Origin of the sequence: Mesorhizobium neociceri, assembly GCF_013520985.1 — a bacterium.
GTDB lineage: Bacteria > Pseudomonadota > Alphaproteobacteria > Rhizobiales > Rhizobiaceae > Mesorhizobium > Mesorhizobium neociceri.
The window spans coordinates 35,552-52,060 of record NZ_JACDTY010000024.1 but is presented as its reverse complement, the minus strand read 5'-3'; the positions used below and the strand labels follow the sequence as shown (position 1 = coordinate 52,060).

The following is a 16,509-nucleotide window of genomic DNA, read 5'->3' as shown; positions in this document are numbered from 1 at the left end:
TTGGGCTCGGCTTCGGTCCGGAGGCTAGCGGCGTAACATCCGCTCTTCCGCCGCACAATGACCCGGTGTCGGCTAAAAGTCATCATACAACAATCCAATTTTTGTATGTTGACATTACTTCTTTCCAATTCTACCGATATCGCCCTTGGGAGGAACGACGTGGCAGGATTGACCGATCCGGATCTGCTTTTTGCCGCCGAAGGGGGCGCGCTTTCGATCGCGCGCGATCTCTATGCCGGGGTCAAGGATTTGCCCATCGTCAGCCCGCACGGTCACACCGATCCGCGCTGGTATGCGCTCAACGAGCCGTTTCCTGATCCGGCGCAATTGCTGGTCGTGCCCGACCACTACATTTTCCGCATGCTGTTCAGCCAGGGCGTCCGGCTGGAGGATCTCGGCGTGTCGACCCTGGACGGCTCGCCGGTCGAGACCGACCCCAGAGCGATCTGGCGGCGCTTTGCCGAGCACTATTACCTCTTCCGCGGCACGCCGACGCGGCTGTGGCTCGACCATGTGCTCGAGCATCTGTTCGGCATCGACGAGCCGCTCAACGCCACAACCGCCGACCGCCACTACGACACCATCGCGACGCTGTTGCAGCGCGACGATTATCGCCCACGGGCGCTGTTCGAGCGCTTCAACATCGAGGTCATCGCGACGACCGAGGGCGCGCTCGACGATCTCCAGTGGCACAAGACGATCCGCGACAGCGGCTGGCAGGGCCGTGTGGTCACCGCCTATCGGCCGGATGCCGTCGTCGATCCCGACTTCGAAGGATTCTTGGCCAATCTCGATCGTCTCGGCGAGATCAGCGGCTGCGACACCGGCACATGGGCCGGCTATCTCGACGCGCACCGCCAGCGCCGCGCTTTCTTCAAAAGCTTCGGAGCAACCTCGTCCGACCACGGCCATCCGACGGCCGAGACCGCCAATCTTTCCGACGCGGCGGCAGAAGAGCTGTTCAACCGCATCCGCCGCGGCTCCGACGACGAGCGTGAGCGCAAACTGTTTCGCGCCCAGATGCTGACCGAAATGGCCAAGATGAGCCGCGATGACGGTCTGGTGATGCAGATCCATCCCGGCTCATGGCGCAACCATTCGCCTGAAATTTTCCAGAAGTTCGGCCGCGACAAGGGCTTCGATATCCCGACCCGCACCGACTATGCGGCGGCGCTCAAACCCTTGCTCGACTGTGTCGGGCTGGAGCGCGACCTGACCGTCATCCTGTTCACGCTCGACGAGACCAGCTACGCGCGCGAACTGGCGCCGCTTGCCGGCGTCTATCCGGCGCTGAAGCTCGGGCCGGCCTGGTGGTTCCACGACAGCCCGGAAGGCATGCGCCGCTTCCGCGAGATGACCACCGAGACCGCCGGCTTCTACAACACCGTCGGCTTCAATGACGACACCCGCGCCTTTCCATCGATACCGGCCCGCCACGATGTGGCGCGGCGGGTCGACTGTGCCTTTCTCGCCCGCCTCGTCGCCGAGCACCGGCTACGCGAAGACGAGGCGCGTGAACTGGCGCGGGAGCTTGCCTACACGCTTGCCAAGAAGGCGTACCGGCTCTGAGCCGGGCGCCCTGATTTTTAAAAGGGAGGAAGACAGTCATGTTGCATTTTTCGAAATTGATGGCGGCGACATTCGCCATCGGCACTTTGATGATTGGATCGGCTGCCGCGCAAACGGTCCTGCGCTCGTCGGACACCCACCCCGATGGCTACCCGACCGTCGAGGCGGTCAAATATATGGGTGAGCTGATCAAGGAGCGTACCGCGGGCCGCTACTCCGTCGAGGTCTATCACTCGGCGCAGCTCGGCGAGGAAAAGGACACGATCGAACAGACGCAGACCGGCGTCATCGATTTGAACCGCGTTTCGATGGGACCGTTCAACGGCATCGTGCCGGAGACCGCTGTGCCGTCGCTGCCATACATGTTCCGCTCCGTCGAACATATGCGCCATGTCATGGACGGGCCGATCGGCGACGAGATCCTGAAGGCTTTCGAGCCGCACAATCTCGTCGGCCTTGCCTTCTACGATTCCGGCGCCCGCTCCTTCTACAACACCAAGAAGGACATCACCTCGATGGCCGACATGAAGGGCATGAAGTTCCGCGTCATCCAATCCGACGTGTTCGTCGACATGGTCAATGCGCTCGGCGCCAATGCGACGCCAATGGCCTATGGTGAGGTCTACTCGGCCTTGCAGACCGGCGTCATCGACGGCGCCGAGAACAACTGGCCGAGCTTCGAATCCGCCAAGCATTATGAAGTCGCCAAGCACTACACGATGGACCAGCACCAGATCGTGCCGGAAGTGCTGGTGATGTCGAAGGCGAGCTGGGACAAGCTGACGCCGGAAGACCAGGCGATCGTGCGCCAGGCGGCCAAGGACAGCGTCGTCAAGATGCGTGAGCTTTGGGACGCGCAGGAGAAGAAGTCGCGCGACATCGTCGAGAAGGCCAGTGTCAAGGTCAGCGAGATCGACAAGCAGCCGCTGATCGACGCCATGAAGCCGGTCTATGACAAGTATCTGTCGACGCCGGAACTCAAGGACCTCGCCGCCCGCATCCAGGCCACGAAATGACCAGAACGGACGAGACATCGGGTGGCGCGGCTCAATCCGCGCCACCTCCCAGGCAGCTGAACACCTTCTGGCTGAGCGTCGAGCGCATGCTGGCGGGCCTCGCCCGGCTGGCACTGTGGGTCAGCGGCGCGGGTCTTACGCTGATGACGGTCATTATCTTCTGGCAGGTGTTCTCGCGCTATGTTCTCAACCGTTCGCCGAGCTGGACCGAGGCTTTCTCGGTCCTTTTGATGGGCTGGTTCATTTTTCTGGGGGCTGCGGTCGGCGTGCGTGAGCGCACCCATCTCGGCTTCGACGTACTGCTCTATTTTCTGCCGCCTTCGGCCAAGGCGGTGTTGCGCAGCATCTCGGACATCGTCGTGCTGGCTTTCGGCGCCGGCATGATCATTTACGGCATTCAGCTGACAAGGCTGACCTGGAACACGGTGATGCCGTCGCTCATGCTGCCCGGTGGCGTCAGCTTCCTGCCGGTCATCCTGGGCGGCGCACTTGTCTGTCTGTTTTCGCTCGAGCGGCTGGCCGGGCGATTTGCCGGCCTGCCTGTCGATGCCGACCAGTACGCCACGGGCGAGGAGGGTCTTTAATGGCACTGATGGTTCTGTTCGGCGTCTTCGTTTTCCTGCTGATCATCGGCACGCCGATCGCGTTCTGCCTCGGCGTCGCCAGCTTCGCAACAATCATCGTGCTCGGCTTGCCGCCGGTGGTCGTCTTCCAACGACTGAATTCCGGCGTCAGCGTGTTTTCGCTGATGGCCATTCCGTTCTTCATCTTTGCCGGCGACCTGATGGTGCGCGGCGGCATTGCCGCCCGCCTGGTGGCGCTGGCCGGCTCGCTGGTCGGGCATCTGCGCGGCGGCCTCGGCCAGGTCAACATCGCGGCCTCCACCATGTTCGGCGGCATTTCCGGCTCGGCCGTGGCCGACGCGTCCGCGGTCGGCGGACTGATGATCCCGCAGATGAAAGCGCGCGGCTACGGCATCGACTATGCCGTCAACATCACTTCGGTCGGCGCCATCATCGCGCTGCTCATCCCGCCGTCGCACAACATGATCATCTATTCGATCTCGGCGGGCGGCCGCATCTCGATCGCCGACCTGTTCACCGCCGGCGTCATTCCAGGCCTGCTGCTGGCGCTGTCGCTGATGATCACCGCCTATTGGGTCGCCAGCTGCCGCGGCTATCCGACCGAACCCTTCGCAGGCTTCGGCAGGGCGCTGCAGCTGCTCGTCGCCGCTATACCCGGCCTGGTTCTGATCGCGATCATCTTCGGCGGCGTGCGCTCCGGCATCTTCACCGCCACCGAAAGCTCCTGCATCGCCATCGTCTATGCCTTCCTGGTGACGCTGATCATCTATCGTTCGATGAGCTGGAACGACTTCGTTGCCGCAACCACGGCGGCCGTGCGTACGACGGCGATGGTGTTGATGATCATCGGTTGCGCGGCCGCATTCGGCTGGCTGCTCGCCTATCTCAAGGTGCCGGCAGCGCTCGTCGCCTTCCTGCAATCGGTGTCGGACAACAAGCTGGTCATCCTGCTTTTGATCAACGTCGTGCTGCTCATCCTCGGTACGTTCATGGACATGTCGCCGCTGATCATCATCACCACGCCGATCTTCCTGCCGGTGGTCATGGCCTATGGCGTCGATCCCGTGCATTTCGGCGTCATCCTGATCCTTAATCTCGGCATTGGCCTGTGCACGCCGCCGGTCGGTGCTGTGCTGTTCGTCAGCTGCGCCATCGGCCGCATCCCGATCTGGACGGCAATGCGCTCCATTTGGCCATTCTACGGCGCGGCCTTCGCGGTGTTGATGCTGGTCACTTACATACCGGAAATATCATTGTGGCTGCCAAGTCTTTTCCACTAAGGGGCCTGTTCCACTAAGGGTTTTCCACCAGGAGGTGATCATGGCATCGGATAGCGCTGTTGATCTGAGAGTCGAGAGAAAGCCCAAACTGTCGGAGACCGTTGTCGCGGCGATCCGCAAGCAGCTGCAGGCGGGCGACATCCTGCCTGGCCACAAATTGCCGACCGAGGGCCAGTTGACCGAGACCTTCGGCGTCAGCCGCACCGTCATCCGCGAAGCGTTGGCCAAGCTCGCCGCCGACGGCCTGGTCGAGGCGCGCCAGGGCGCCGGCGTGTTCGTCACCGAACACATCTCGACGATGTTCGGTGCGCTCGCCGCCGACATGGGCAGCAAGGATTCGATCGCGCTCAACGTGCTCGAAGTGCGCTTGGCGGTCGAGATCGAATCGGCCGGGCTCGCCGCCATCCGCCGCAACGCGGCGCAGGAAGCGGCGATCCAGGAAGCCTTCTTCGAGTTCGAACGGCTACTGCTCAACAGCGAGCCGACCGGTCCGGCCGATCTCGCCTTCCACCGGGCCATCGCCAGCGCCACCAACAACCCGTTCTATGTCGAGATGCTCGACGTGCTGGGACGCCGCGCCATTCCCTGCGACGTCACCTCGCCCTGGTCGACCGAACTGGTGCAGTCCGACAGCTATCAGCGCGGTCTGCAGCGCGAGCATCTGGTGATCCTGAATGCGATCACGTCAGGCGACGCCGAAGCCGCGCGCGAGGCGATGCGCGCCCATCTCACCGCCAGCCAGCAGCGCTATCGCGAGCGCCTGCACGCCCGCCAGGTGTTTTATGCCGACTCGGTCAGGGCCTCGGAAACCGAATAACCATTTCAGCTGGAGCAGCAATGACTCAAAGTCACCCGCATACCGATTTTACCTCGCGTTTCGCCATCGACCCCGTCGCCGCGGCCTCCATGGGCACCGACGAACTGCGGCACAATTTCCATATTGACGACCTGTTCCAGCCAGGACGCGTCAGTCTGACCTACACCCATTATGACCGCATGATCGTCGGCGGCGCCGTGCCGGTGGCGGAACCGCTGCCGCTGGAAGCGATCAAGCCGACGGGGACCAAGAATTTTCTCGACCGCCGCGAGCTGATCATCGTCAACATTGGCGGCACGGGCTCGGTGACGGCAAATGGCGAGACTCATCCATTGCAGGCGCGCGACATGCTCTATCTCGGCATGGGCAGCACCGATGTGTCGTTCACGTCTGCGAACAAAGATGTCCCGGCCAAGTTCTATCTGCTCAGCGCACCCGCGCATCATACGTATCCGACCCGGCTGATCCGCATCGGCGATGCCAAGCGTCTCGATCTCGGCAGCAAGGAGACCTGCAACGAACGCTCGATCTTCCAGTTCATCCATGCCGATGGCGTCAAGACCTGCCAGCTGGTGGTCGGCATGACCCAACTGGCGGCGGGCTCGGTGTGGAACACCATCCCTTGCCATGTGCATGACCGACGCATGGAGGCCTATCTCTATTTCGACTTGGCCGAAACGGCGCGCGTCTTCCATTTCATGGGCGAGCCGGACGAAACCCGTCATCTGGTGATGGCCAATGAAGAGGCGGTGCTGTCGCCGGGCTGGTCGATCCATTCGGGCGCCGGCACCTCCAACTACGCCTTCATCTGGGCGATGGCCGGCGACAATGTCGACTATACCGATGTCGACCCGGTGCCGCTGGGCGAACTGCGTTGAGCGGCCCTTCCGCTTTCAACCTGGCCGGCAAACGCATCCTGGTCACCGGCGCCAATACCGGCATCGGCCAGGGCATCGCCGTCTCGATCGCGCGCGCCGGCGGCATTGTGGTCGGCGTCGGCCGCTCGGCGATGGACGACACGCAACAAAAGGTCAGCGAGGCCGGCGGGCAGTTCAAGGCCGTACGGTGCGATCTCGCCGATCATGCCGCCGCCAAGGCCATGCTCGACCAGGTCTGGGAACAGACAGGGCCAATCGATGGGCTGGTCAACAATGCCGGCATCATCCGGCGCGCCGACGCGGTCGACTTCTCCGAGGCCGACTGGGACGACGTCATCGACGTCAATCTGAAGACGCTGTTCTTCCTCAGCCAGAGCTTCGCCAGACACGTTCTGGCAGAGCCGCGCCGGCGCGGCAAGATCGTCAACATCGCCTCGGTGCTGAGTTTCCAGGGCGGCATCCGCGTCGCCTCCTACACCGCGTCGAAGCATGGCGCTCTCGGCGTCACAAGGCTGCTCGCGTGCGAATGGGCGGCAAAGGGCATCAACGTCAACGCCATTGCGCCCGGTTATATCGAAACCAACAACACCGAGGCGTTGCGGGCCGATCCCGACCGCAGCGCCGCCATACTGGCGCGTATCCCGGCCGGCCGCTGGGGCGGGCCGGAAGACATTGGCGACGCCGCCGTGTTCCTGCTGGCGCCGGCGTCGGACTATATGCATGGCGCGGTGGTTCCGGTCGACGGCGGCTGGCTGGCGCGATGAGGAGACGGTCATGACGGAAGCCAAGATTTTCGCCCATCCAGGCGAGAGCGCCTGGACACCGACACCGGACGGCAACAGACGCCGCGTTCTTTTGCATACAGACGAGCTGATGATGGTCGAGTTCGGTTTCGACAAGGGCGGCGTTGGTGCACTGCATTCGCACCCGCATGTCCAGGCAAGCTATGTCGCCGAAGGTCGCTTCGAGGTGACCATAGACGGCCGCACCGAGATCATCGAGACCGGCGGCAGCTTCATCGTGCCGTCCAATCTGGTGCACGGCGTCAAGGCACTGGAGGCCGGGCGCCTGGTCGACAGTTTTACCCCGCACCGTGCCGATTTCCTGGCCTGAGCCCTTTTTCAACCCGTTCCAGAAACGGAAAACCCGCGCCTCCTGGAAGGCGCGGGTTTGTTGCCTGTGCGCTCATGGCGCAGCGGTACTCGAAACATTGCCGCAGGGTTTAGACGGTGTCGCAACATGGTGAAGATAGGTTTAACAGCGCCAGCCAGGTCGATCATCGGTGGGATGTTGCTGCTGCTTGTTGTGGTCGGACGGGGGCTGCGCTAATCGTTGCCCCATGCCGCTGCTTCGGGCGGCCGATCGAAACATCCGTGATGCAGATATCGACGACGCACGATCCCAAACGGCGTGTCCTCAAGGACGTGTTCGGCTTTGACGATTTTCGCCCTGGCCAAGCGTCGGTGATGGAGGCGCTGCTTGCCGGCCGCCATGTGCTGGCCGTCATGCCGACGGGTGCGGGCAAGTCGCTCTGCTATCAGGTTCCGGCGCTGGTAAAGGGCGGGCTGACCATCGTCGTGTCACCGCTGGTGGCGCTGATGCAGGACCAGGTCGCCGCACTGCGCCTTGCCGGCGTCGCCGCCGACACGATCAACTCCTCGATCGACCGTGACGCCAATGTCGCGGCGTGGCGTCGCGTCGCGTCGGGCCAGACGCGTCTGCTCTACCTCGCTCCAGAACGGCTGATGACCGAGCGCATGCTGGATGCGCTGGCCAGGCTCGATGTCAGCCTGATCGCCATCGACGAGGCGCATTGCATTTCGCAATGGGGTCCCGCGTTCCGGCGCGAATATGAAGATCTGTCGCAGCTGCGCGGCATCTTTCCCGATGTGCCGATCATTGCGGTGACGGCGACGGCGGATGAGACGACCCGCGCGGACATCGAGACGCGGCTGTTTGGCGGGCGTGTGGAAACGCAGGTGCTTGGCTTCGACCGGCCCAACATCAAGCTTGCCATCGAGCCCAAGCAGGACAGCAAGCGGCAGCTGCTCAATTTCATCGAGCGCCATCAGGGGCGCAGCGGCATTGTCTACTGCCTGTCGCGCAAGAAGACCGAAGAGATGGCGGCGTTTCTCGAAAGGAACGGCGTCACCGCACTCGCCTATCACGCCGGCATGAGCAAGGAAGCGCGTGACGCCAACCAGAACGCTTTCATGACGCTGTCGGGCGTCGTCATGGTGGCGACCATCGCCTTCGGCATGGGCATCGACAAGCCCGACGTCGCCTATGTCTTCCACACCGACCTGCCGGGCAGCCTCGAAGCCTACTACCAGGAAATCGGCCGCGCCGGCCGCGACGGCCGGGCGGCGGAGGCGCATATGCTGTACGGTCTCGGCGACATCCGCATGCGCCGCATGTTCATCGATGACGAGGACGCCGCCGTCGAGCACAAGCGCCGCTCGCATGGCCGGCTCGACACGCTGATCGGCTATTGCGAGACGGCCGAGTGCCGCCGCGAGGTTCTGCTAGGCTATTTCGGCGAAGAGGCCACCCCTTGCGGCAATTGCGACAATTGCCTGGAGCAGGCGCCGCGCGCCGACGGCACCGCAGAGGCCGGCATTATCTTGGCGGCGGTGGCGCAGAGCGGCGAGCGCTTCGGCGCCGGCCATGTCATCGACATCCTGATCGGTCACGAGACCGAAAAGGTGACAGCCAGGGGCCATCACCGGCTTGCCGGATTCGGCAGCGGTGCCGCGCACAAGAAGGATTTTTGGCTATCGCTGATCCGGCAACTGGTCGCGAGCGGTTTCCTGGTGCCGGACCTGGCCGGCCATGGCGGCCTGGCCATTGGCGACAAGGGCCACGCACTCGGGCGTGGCGAAGTCGCGTTCCAGTATCGCGTCGAGACGCGCACGCGCGCCGCGCGCCGCGCGGCTCGTGCCGGCCAGACTCCGCAGGGCGAAAATGTCGATGCGTCGCTGTTGGCGGCGCTCAAGACGCTGCGGCTGCGTCTGGCCAAGGAGCGCCAGGTGCCGGCCTATGTGGTGTTTTCCGACCGCACGCTGATCGACATGGCCGAGCGCCGCCCGCAAGACCTCGACGATTTCGCCGAGGTTAACGGCGTCGGTGCGGCCAAGCTCAAAGAGTTCGGCAAAGTTTTCCTGAGCGCGATTGCCGCTCACCAGTCGGGTGGGGCGGCCTGAAGACCTGCCGGGGCAGCCGTCACATCTGCACGGACATGCCGCCATCGACAGTCAAGACATGTCCGTTGACGAAGGAGGCTGCATCGCTGGCAAGGAAAAGGGCGGCGCCGGCGATTTCATCCGGCCGCCCCCAGCGCTGCAGCGGAACCCGCTGGCGGGCGAAGGCGACCATGTCAGGATTTTCCGCCAGTGCGGCATTGGTCTCGGTAGCGAACATTCCTGGCGCGATGGCATTGCTCGTCACCCCGTATGCGCCGTACTCGACAGCCATGCTGCGCATCAGCCCGGTCAGTCCCTGCTTGGCAACGGGATAGATGGCATCGCCGGGCCGCGCCATCTCGCCGACGATCGAGGTCACCGCGATCAGGCGGCCATGTCCCTGAGCTTTCATGATCTCTGCCGCATCGCGCGATAGCGAGATCGCCGACAACAGATCCGTCCGGATAAGATTGAGGATGGCGTCGTCGTTGAAAGCGGCCAGCGGCCTCCTGTCGCGGGCGCCGACATTGTTGACGAGGATATCGAGGTGGCCGCGGGCGTTGTGGATATCAGCGATCGCGGCGCGACCTGCTTGAATGTCCGCTATGTCGAAGATCGCCGCCTGCGCGCTGCCACCGCCTTTGACAATGGCGGCGACGGCGGCGTCCAGTGCTGCGGCGTTGCGTCCCGTTACAACGACATGGCCCCCGGCCTCGGCAAAGGCGCGCGCGATCTCGAAGCCAAGCCCGCGCCCACCTCCGGTGATCAGCGCCACGCGCCCTGCCAGGGAAAATCTGTCGAAAATGCTCAAGCGGGCCTCTGCGCGCATAGGAACGGCAACACCGACCCCATGCGGCAATCGGCAGCCCAGCCTAGCGTTCAATCGAAGCCGGTGAAAATACAACTTAATGCGCAGACGAACGCGGCAGGCCGGCAATCGCGACGCATTTGTCAGAGGCTCAAGGCTGAGACGCTTTTGCCGGACTAAAGCTTTGATCGGGCATCAGTACGCTTTCAACTTGCCCGACCAGCGATCCCGCCCCACCCAATAGGGGCATTGCGGGCAGACACCGCCTTCCGGGTAGTCGATCCCTTCCTCATGCGGGCAACCGAGGATTCTGTCGACCATGACAACTGAATGGACTTCCTGCTCCCACAGGAACGCAGCGATTTCGACAAAGATCGTGTCGTCCTTGCGCAGATCGCCCGTGTCGGTGAACCAGCGACGCAGTTCGCTCGCGTCGGACTGCTTGTCCGGGAGGATGGCGACGGCCACCTTGGTGGCGCGGCTGTCATCAGGACCATAGAAGGCGATGGTGCCCACCGGGTGGCTTCGCACGCCTTTCTTGGCCTTCTTCTCGATCCACTTCCTTGCCCGCTGTTCCGGTTTCATGCTTGCTGGCCTTTGCAATCACTGGACAAGATGGGAATATAAATCAACAAGACGGGAGTGGATCAAGCGCATGCCATGGAGCAAGCAAGGGATCGATCTGAGCACAAGGCCCGTGGCGGTCGAAGCGCGAGAAAAGCAGGCAATCATCATGGCCTGTGAGACATTCATCCAGAACGTCTTGAAGCCAAGGTTCCTCTCAGAAATCCGGCCCAACGAGTGGAATTACACGGTCGATCTACACGGTGCCTGGAGGGCGAGTGGCTACAGGTTCATCCAGCGCTACAGGTCAGGCATGTCGCACAATCGCGGTGAAGAGTTCGACGCACCCTTTGCAAAACTCGATCGCATCGGATCGGACCGGTTCGATATCTACTGGATGCGGCATACGGGCAAATGGTGGCGGCTCTATACGAATGTAACGCTCGCCAAGGCATTGCTGATCCTTGAAACCGACGAGCTCCTGCATCCTGTCTAGCGATGAGCGAGTATCAATATTACGAGTTTCAGGCGATCGACCGGCCGCTCAGCAATGCGGATCGCCGGGCGCTGCGCGATCTGTCGTCACGAGCGCGGATCACCGCCACCAGCTTCACAAATTACTACGAGTGGGGTGATTTCAAGGGCGATCCGGACAAGCTCATGGAGCGCTGGTTCGATCTTCACCTCTATCTGGCGAACTGGGGCTCCCGTCGTCTGATGATCAAGCTGCCGGCCCGGCTGGTCGATCAGGATCGCATACGCGATATCCTCGGATCTGCCGAAGACGTCGCGCTCGCAATGACCGGCGAGAACGTCATTTTGAGCATCGCGCGCGAAGAGCTGGAACATGACTACGGGGACGAGGATGACTCCAGTTGGCTGGCGGCCTTGGCGCCACTGCGGGTTGACCTGCTGGCCGGCGACCTTCGGCTTGTCTACCTGCTTTGGCTGATGGCCGTCGAAATCGACGCGGTTAAACCCGATGAAGCGGAGCCGATGCCGGGAATCGGGCCGCTGACCGACGCACTGGACGCGTTCGTCGAATTCTTCGGCGTGGATCGCGATCTCGTCCGAGCGGCTGCCGAGCAAGGTGCGGCGATGCATCCCGATGGCGCGCCTGAGGTGGCTCGACGCACTGTCGCAACCCTGCAGGATCGTGCCGCTGCAATTCGTCTGGCTCGTGAGCATGCCAAGGCGGAATTGGCCGCGGCGCAACAGCGGCTAAGCGACGAAGCCGCCGAGAAAGCCCGACAGCTCCGGCTCGATGCCGTTCACCGCAGGGGTGAAAGTATCTGGGAGGATATCGAAAAGGAAATCATCCGCAGCAATCCCGCCGGCTATCACAAAGCGGCGGCCTTGCTTTTCGATCTGCAGACGCTTGCCGAAAGACACGATACTGTCGAGGCATTTCGCCTCCGGCTGCAAGCCATTCGGGAGCGTCATTCCGGCAAGGGGCGCTTCATCGAACGTCTGAGGCTACTGGGCTAGATATGCTCCGGCTCAGGCAGGATCCCGCAACCAGTCTCGGGTCGCGGCCGGCAATCGTATCGACATGCCGCCCGGCGGTCAGGACATGCTCGTCAGCGGGCTGCGTCTCTTGCAGGAAAAGTGCTGCGCCGACAGTTTTACTGTGGCTACCGCCAGTGGAGACGTTGGCTGCAAACTGAACGTGATCCCACGCACTGATTCGGCGTACCGGGCTTGAGATAGCGAAGCCAGCCTAGCCATTCCAGCCAGCTTTGTGATTACGGGTTGCGACCCACTTGCATCTGATGCGGCAGGTGTATTTCGGCGATCAGGCCGCCGCCTGGCCTGCTTTTCAGTTCGAGCCTGCCCTCGATGGCGAGCGACAATTGATAGGCGATTGCCAGGCCTAATCCGGCGCCGCCGCTGCCGCGGTTTCGCGATTGTTCGAGGCGGAAGAACGGCTGCAGGACGGCCTCGAGCTGGTCGTCAGGAATGCCGGGGCCTCGATCGAGCACCTTTATGACGACGTGATCGCTTGGCCCCTTTTCCGCCGAGACTTCCGCGCTGCCGGCGAATTTCAGCGCATTGTCGACGAGGTTGGTGAGGATGCGCCGCAGCGCCTGCGGGCGCGTCACCACGGCGGCATCGATTTCCGCGCCGGCGGAGACGGCTTTGCCGGTGTCCTGGTAGTCATAGACCAAGCTTTCGACGAAGGAGCCGAGGTCGATCCGCGATGGCTTTTCAAGGCTGCCGCGGGCGCTGCGGGCATAGGCGACGCCCTCATGCACGAGGTTCTCGATCTCGGCCAAATCGTGCATCAGTTTCTCTTTCCCCGGCGTCTCGTCCGACAGCTCGGCGCGCAGCTTCATGCGGGTGATCGGCGTCTGCAGATCATGGGAGATCGCGGCCAGGATCTGCATCCGTTCTTCGAGATGCTCGGCAATGCGCTCGCGCATCGAATTGAAGGCGGTTGCGGCATGCGCGACTTCCAGAGGTCCGGATTCGCTCAAACGGGGCGTCGGCTTGCCCGGATCGAGCTTGTCGGCGGCGTTGGCCAGATTAACCAGCGGACGGATAACCAGCCGGACGGCGAACCAGCTGCACAGCACAAGCAAAAGCAGCTGTGCCACCAGCACATAGGGCAGCCAGCGCGCCAGCGGCATCAGCGAGGGGTGGACATCGATGGTTAGCGATGAGCCATCGCTCAGTGTCAAATGCGCCTGAAGCCGGTTTCCGTCGCCGGGAATGGCTTCGACCTTCACGGGGAGACGCGGGCCGGCTGCTGCGCGTATGGTCGTGGCGATCAAGGGGCCGGGGCCGGTCAGCTCGGGCACCCCCGGCAATCCTGGCCCCAAAACATAGCGATAGGTGTTCCGGTCCAGCAGCGGCAGCCATTGCGCCCGTTCCGCCGCGGGAACGCGGTCGAGGATGGCGATCGCTGCCTTCACGTCCCTGTCCAGCGTATCGGACATGATCGTCTGCGCCGACGCGAAGCGCTCGGCGATCAAGAGCACAAAGGACAGACCCTGCGCCACGATCAGGCCGGCCAGCAGGATCAGGAACAGCCGGGAGCGTAATGTGCGCGGCCAGGGCCGGAAGTGCTGCAACGTCGCCATCGGGCTCAACCCGGCTCGCTGAGTTCGACCGGCATGGACAGCACGTAGCCTTCGCTGCACACCGTCTTGATGTAGGCGGGTTCGCGCGCGTCGTCGCGCAGGCGCTGGCGCAGGCGGCTGACCAGCAGGTCGATGGAGCGGTCGAAGATCTCCGCTTCGCGCCCTTGCGTCAGGTTGAGCAACTGGTCGCGGTTCAAGACACGCTGTGGATGGTCGACGAAGACGCACAGCAGCCGGTATTCGGCGCCGCTGAGCGCAATCGCGGTGCCATCCTCGTCGAGAAGATGACGCGCGACGGTATCGAGGTGCCATGCGCCGAATTTCAGCAGGCGCCCGGTCTCCGTCACCTGGAGGTTGGGCGGCAGCATGCGGGTTCGCCGAAGCACGGCGTTGATACGGGCCAGAAGCTCGCGCGCGGCGAAAGGTTTTACCAGATAGTCGTCCGCGCCCAGCTCCAGGCCGATGATCCGATCGGTTTCCTCGTTGCGGGCGGTCAGCATCAGGATCGGTGTTGCCTTGTGCTTGCCGGCGCGCAGCTGCCGGCACAGAACGAGGCCGTCGTCGCCGGGCATCATCACGTCGAGGATGATGAGATCGACTGAATCGGTATCAAGGAAGGCGCGCATCTGCCGGCCGTCCGGCACGGCGGTGGCGCGCAAGCCATTCTTTTTGAGATAGCCGGAGACCAGCTCGCGGATTTCGCGATCGTCATCGACGATCAGGATGTGATCGACATGATCCATCGTGGATGCTTCCCACCAGTACATTTTCCCTCCGGGGAAAGCGCACCTGGCGCCGCCGGTCAACGCATCGCGAAACGAAATGCGCTGCCGGCGGTTATGTAGCTCTTCCAGCCGCCTACACCAGCTCGATCGTGACGCCGATGTTACCACGCGTCGCCTTGGAGTAGGGGCAGGTCTGATGCGCTGCGTCGACCACGGCGCGAGCAGCTTTCCGATCCACACCGGGAAGGCTGACATTGAGACGGGCCTGAAGCAGATAGCCGCCCTCGGATGTGGCCAGGTCGACTTCGGCATCGACGGCGACATCGGACGGCAAAGCGACGTTCATCTTGCGCGCCGCAAGGCCCATGGCGCCGATGAAGCAGGCCGACCAGCCGGCGGCGAACAGCTGCTCCGGATTGGTGCCGGCACCGGTGCCGGGCGGTGAAAGCTTGATGTCGAGATGGCTGTCCGAGCTGCGGGATGCGCCGTCGCGGCCGCCCGTGGTGTGGGTCTTGCCGGTGTAGAGGACTTTTTCGATCGTGGTAGTCATGGGGACAATTTCCTTGCGGGAGGATAGCGTTGCGCCGCAATGGCCCGGAGGCCAGCGACATCCGCATAAGAGGCAAGCGACGTATCCCGAATGTGTGCTGATCGGCCGGAAATGTATCTCAGTGTGTCCGGGTGCCGCCTTGCTACATCCGCTTTCAATTTCGGCCGATGGGGACACATGGGAGATACACCGGGGCCATCCTTTCCAGCAGGTGTCAAATCAGTAGGAGAAACCCATGACCGACGAAATCAACCACGACCGTCGCCGCTTCTTTGGTGCGGCCGCCTTAACCCTCGCTGCGGCCGGCCTGGCCGGCTCAACCGGCGCGCTGGCCGGCACGGCAAAGGCGGCGACCCTGTCGACGGTCAAACCAGGGACGAACACCTCCTTCGCAGCACTGAAGCAGATCAAGGCCGGCGTTCTCGACATCGGCTATGCCGAAGCCGGTCCGGCCGATGGCCCGCCGGTCATTCTCCTGCATGGCTGGCCTTACGATATCCACGCCTTTGTCGATGTCGCGCCGCTGCTGGCGTCCGCGGGCTACCGGGTGATCGTGCCCTATCTTCGCGGCTATGGCACGACGCGCTTCCTGTCCGCCGAGACGATGCGGAACGGCCAGCAATCGGTGGTCGCCCAGGACATCGTCGCGCTGATGGATGCGCTCGGTATCCCCAAGGCGATCCTTGCCGGTTTCGACTGGGGTGCGCGCTGCGCCTGCATCATCTCGGCGCTGTGGCCGGAGCGCGCAAAGGCGCTGGTCTCGGTGAGCGGCTATCTCGTCAGCAACATCAAGACCGGCAAGGTGCCGCTGCCGCCAAGCGCCGAACACGACTGGTGGTACCAGTTCTATTTCGCCACCGAGCGCGGTGCGGCCGGCTACGACAAATACCGGCATGATTTCGCGAAGCTGATCTGGCAGACGGCGTCGCCGAAGTGGAACTTTGACGACGCGACTTTCGACCGCAGCGCCGCGGCCTTCGACAATCCGGACCATGTCGCCATCGTCATTCACAATTATCGCTGGCGCGGCGGATTGGCGGCGAGCGATCCGCAATATGACGATCTGGAAAACCGACTTGCCGGCGGTCCGGTCATCGGCGTGCCGACAATCACGCTGGAGGGCGACGCCAATGGCGCGCCGCATCTCAATCCGACCGCCTATCGCAACAAATTTTCGGGCAAATACGCGCATCGGACGATCGAGGGCGGCATCGGCCACAATCTGCCACAGGAAGCGCCACAGGCTTTCGCCCAGGCCGTCATCGACGTCGACGGATATTGATCCTGTCGCTGGTAACGAAACGGGCGGCCATTGGCCGTCCGTTTGTACAAAGGACGCAAAGCCCGAAGCCGTTCGGATCGTCAGCTTCCTCCAAGTCAGCTCTGTGTGAAGGGGTTCACAGAGGCGGCCTTAGATAGGGCTAATATGCCTGAACTCAGCGAAGGCAAGAGT

17 protein-coding genes are annotated in these 16,509 nt (G+C 63.0%); 12 read left to right on the top strand and 5 right to left on the bottom strand.

Annotated features, from left to right (window positions below; all coding sequences use genetic code 11):
* The first annotated feature begins 159 nt into the window (after positions 1–159).
* From uxaC to recQ, 9 genes are all read left to right on the top strand, one after another.
* Positions 160–1,569 (top strand): glucuronate isomerase, encoded by a 1,410-nt coding sequence (gene uxaC / locus H0241_RS30505; protein ID WP_181061471.1) that lies wholly within the window; start codon positions 160–162, stop codon positions 1,567–1,569.
* A gap of 38 nt (positions 1,570–1,607) precedes the next feature.
* On the top strand, positions 1,608–2,585 hold the full coding sequence (locus tag H0241_RS30500) for a TRAP transporter substrate-binding protein (RefSeq protein WP_181061470.1): 978 nt from the start codon (positions 1,608–1,610) through the stop codon (positions 2,583–2,585).
* 86 nt (positions 2,586–2,671) lie between these two features.
* Positions 2,672–3,169 (top strand): TRAP transporter small permease, encoded by a 498-nt coding sequence (locus H0241_RS30495; protein WP_235984567.1) that lies wholly within the window; start codon positions 2,672–2,674, stop codon positions 3,167–3,169.
* Positions 3,169–4,449, top strand: coding sequence for a TRAP transporter large permease (locus tag H0241_RS30490; RefSeq protein ID WP_181061469.1), 1,281 nt, complete (start codon positions 3,169–3,171; stop codon positions 4,447–4,449). Before H0241_RS30495 ends, H0241_RS30490 begins: the two co-directional genes overlap by 1 nt.
* Before the next feature lie 40 nt (positions 4,450–4,489).
* Entirely contained in the window at positions 4,490–5,266 is a 777-nt protein-coding gene (locus tag H0241_RS30485; protein WP_181061468.1) for a FadR/GntR family transcriptional regulator, read from the top strand.
* 20 nt (positions 5,267–5,286) lie between these two features.
* A complete protein-coding gene (gene kduI / locus H0241_RS30480) occupies positions 5,287–6,144 on the top strand; it encodes a 5-dehydro-4-deoxy-D-glucuronate isomerase (protein WP_181061467.1) in 858 nt (285 codons plus the stop codon).
* Complete coding sequence (kduD, locus tag H0241_RS30475) at positions 6,141–6,908, top strand: 2-dehydro-3-deoxy-D-gluconate 5-dehydrogenase KduD (protein WP_181061466.1); 768 nt, start codon at positions 6,141–6,143, stop codon at positions 6,906–6,908. Before kduI ends, kduD begins: the two co-directional genes overlap by 4 nt.
* A gap of 10 nt (positions 6,909–6,918) precedes the next feature.
* Complete coding sequence (locus tag H0241_RS30470; protein WP_181061465.1) at positions 6,919–7,257, top strand: cupin domain-containing protein; 339 nt, start codon at positions 6,919–6,921, stop codon at positions 7,255–7,257.
* A gap of 263 nt (positions 7,258–7,520) precedes the next feature.
* Complete coding sequence (gene recQ / locus H0241_RS30465) at positions 7,521–9,347, top strand: DNA helicase RecQ (RefSeq protein WP_181061505.1); 1,827 nt, start codon at positions 7,521–7,523, stop codon at positions 9,345–9,347.
* Positions 9,348–9,366: 19 nt separating this feature from the next.
* On the opposite strand, the gene H0241_RS30460 is transcribed toward recQ, so the two are convergent.
* On the bottom strand, positions 9,367–10,137 hold the full coding sequence (locus H0241_RS30460; protein ID WP_181061464.1) for an SDR family oxidoreductase: 771 nt from the start codon (positions 10,135–10,137) through the stop codon (positions 9,367–9,369).
* Between the two features lie 192 nt (positions 10,138–10,329).
* Positions 10,330–10,719 carry a hypothetical protein gene (locus H0241_RS30455; protein ID WP_181061463.1) on the bottom strand — a complete coding sequence of 130 codons (390 nt, stop codon included), beginning with the start codon at positions 10,717–10,719 and terminating at the stop codon, positions 10,330–10,332.
* A gap of 112 nt (positions 10,720–10,831) precedes the next feature.
* Between H0241_RS30455 and H0241_RS30450 the strand changes: the two genes are divergently transcribed.
* Positions 10,832–11,194 carry a DUF3024 domain-containing protein gene (locus H0241_RS30450; protein ID WP_328824903.1) on the top strand — a complete coding sequence of 121 codons (363 nt, stop codon included), beginning with the start codon at positions 10,832–10,834 and terminating at the stop codon, positions 11,192–11,194.
* Between the two features lie 2 nt (positions 11,195–11,196).
* Entirely contained in the window at positions 11,197–12,186 is a 990-nt protein-coding gene (locus tag H0241_RS30445; protein ID WP_181061461.1) for a hypothetical protein, read from the top strand.
* A gap of 257 nt (positions 12,187–12,443) precedes the next feature.
* On the opposite strand, the gene H0241_RS30440 is transcribed toward H0241_RS30445, so the two are convergent.
* From H0241_RS30440 to H0241_RS30430, 3 genes are all read right to left on the bottom strand, one after another.
* Positions 12,444–13,790 carry an ATP-binding protein gene (locus H0241_RS30440; protein ID WP_407941788.1) on the bottom strand — a complete coding sequence of 449 codons (1,347 nt, stop codon included), beginning with the start codon at positions 13,788–13,790 and terminating at the stop codon, positions 12,444–12,446.
* The gene (locus H0241_RS30435; RefSeq protein ID WP_181061459.1) at positions 13,787–14,524 is read right to left on the bottom strand and encodes a response regulator; all 738 of its coding nucleotides are present in this window, start codon (positions 14,522–14,524) and stop codon (positions 13,787–13,789) included. The genes H0241_RS30440 and H0241_RS30435 overlap by 4 nt, the downstream gene beginning before the upstream one ends.
* Positions 14,525–14,639: 115 nt before the next feature.
* Entirely contained in the window at positions 14,640–15,056 is a 417-nt protein-coding gene (locus tag H0241_RS30430) for an organic hydroperoxide resistance protein (protein ID WP_181061458.1), read from the bottom strand.
* 235 nt (positions 15,057–15,291) lie between these two features.
* Here H0241_RS30430 and H0241_RS30425 point away from each other — a divergent pair, with 235 nt between their 5' ends.
* The gene (locus H0241_RS30425) at positions 15,292–16,338 is read left to right on the top strand and encodes an alpha/beta fold hydrolase (protein WP_181061457.1); all 1,047 of its coding nucleotides are present in this window, start codon (positions 15,292–15,294) and stop codon (positions 16,336–16,338) included.
* Positions 16,339–16,509: the final 171 nt, after the last annotated feature.

Bases quoted from the DNA above. Each gene is read 5' to 3' on its own strand.
- H0241_RS30500 (WP_181061470.1), top strand. From the start codon at position 1,608: ATGTTGCATTTTTCGAAATTGATGGCGGCGACATTCGCCATCGGCACT.
- H0241_RS30495 (WP_235984567.1), top strand. From the start codon at position 2,672: ATGCTGGCGGGCCTCGCCCGGCTGGCACTGTGGGTCAGCGGCGCGGGT.
- H0241_RS30490 (WP_181061469.1), top strand. From the start codon at position 3,169: ATGGCACTGATGGTTCTGTTCGGCGTCTTCGTTTTCCTGCTGATCATC.
- H0241_RS30485 (WP_181061468.1), top strand. From the start codon at position 4,490: ATGGCATCGGATAGCGCTGTTGATCTGAGAGTCGAGAGAAAGCCCAAA.
- kduI (WP_181061467.1), top strand. From the start codon at position 5,287: ATGACTCAAAGTCACCCGCATACCGATTTTACCTCGCGTTTCGCCATC.
- H0241_RS30470 (WP_181061465.1), top strand. From the start codon at position 6,919: ATGACGGAAGCCAAGATTTTCGCCCATCCAGGCGAGAGCGCCTGGACA.
- recQ (WP_181061505.1), top strand. From the start codon at position 7,521: ATGCAGATATCGACGACGCACGATCCCAAACGGCGTGTCCTCAAGGAC.
- H0241_RS30455 (WP_181061463.1), bottom strand. From the start codon at position 10,719: ATGAAACCGGAACAGCGGGCAAGGAAGTGGATCGAGAAGAAGGCCAAG.
- H0241_RS30445 (WP_181061461.1), top strand. From the start codon at position 11,197: ATGAGCGAGTATCAATATTACGAGTTTCAGGCGATCGACCGGCCGCTC.
- H0241_RS30435 (WP_181061459.1), bottom strand. From the start codon at position 14,524: ATGGATCATGTCGATCACATCCTGATCGTCGATGACGATCGCGAAATC.
- H0241_RS30430 (WP_181061458.1), bottom strand. From the start codon at position 15,056: ATGACTACCACGATCGAAAAAGTCCTCTACACCGGCAAGACCCACACC.
- H0241_RS30425 (WP_181061457.1), top strand. From the start codon at position 15,292: ATGACCGACGAAATCAACCACGACCGTCGCCGCTTCTTTGGTGCGGCC.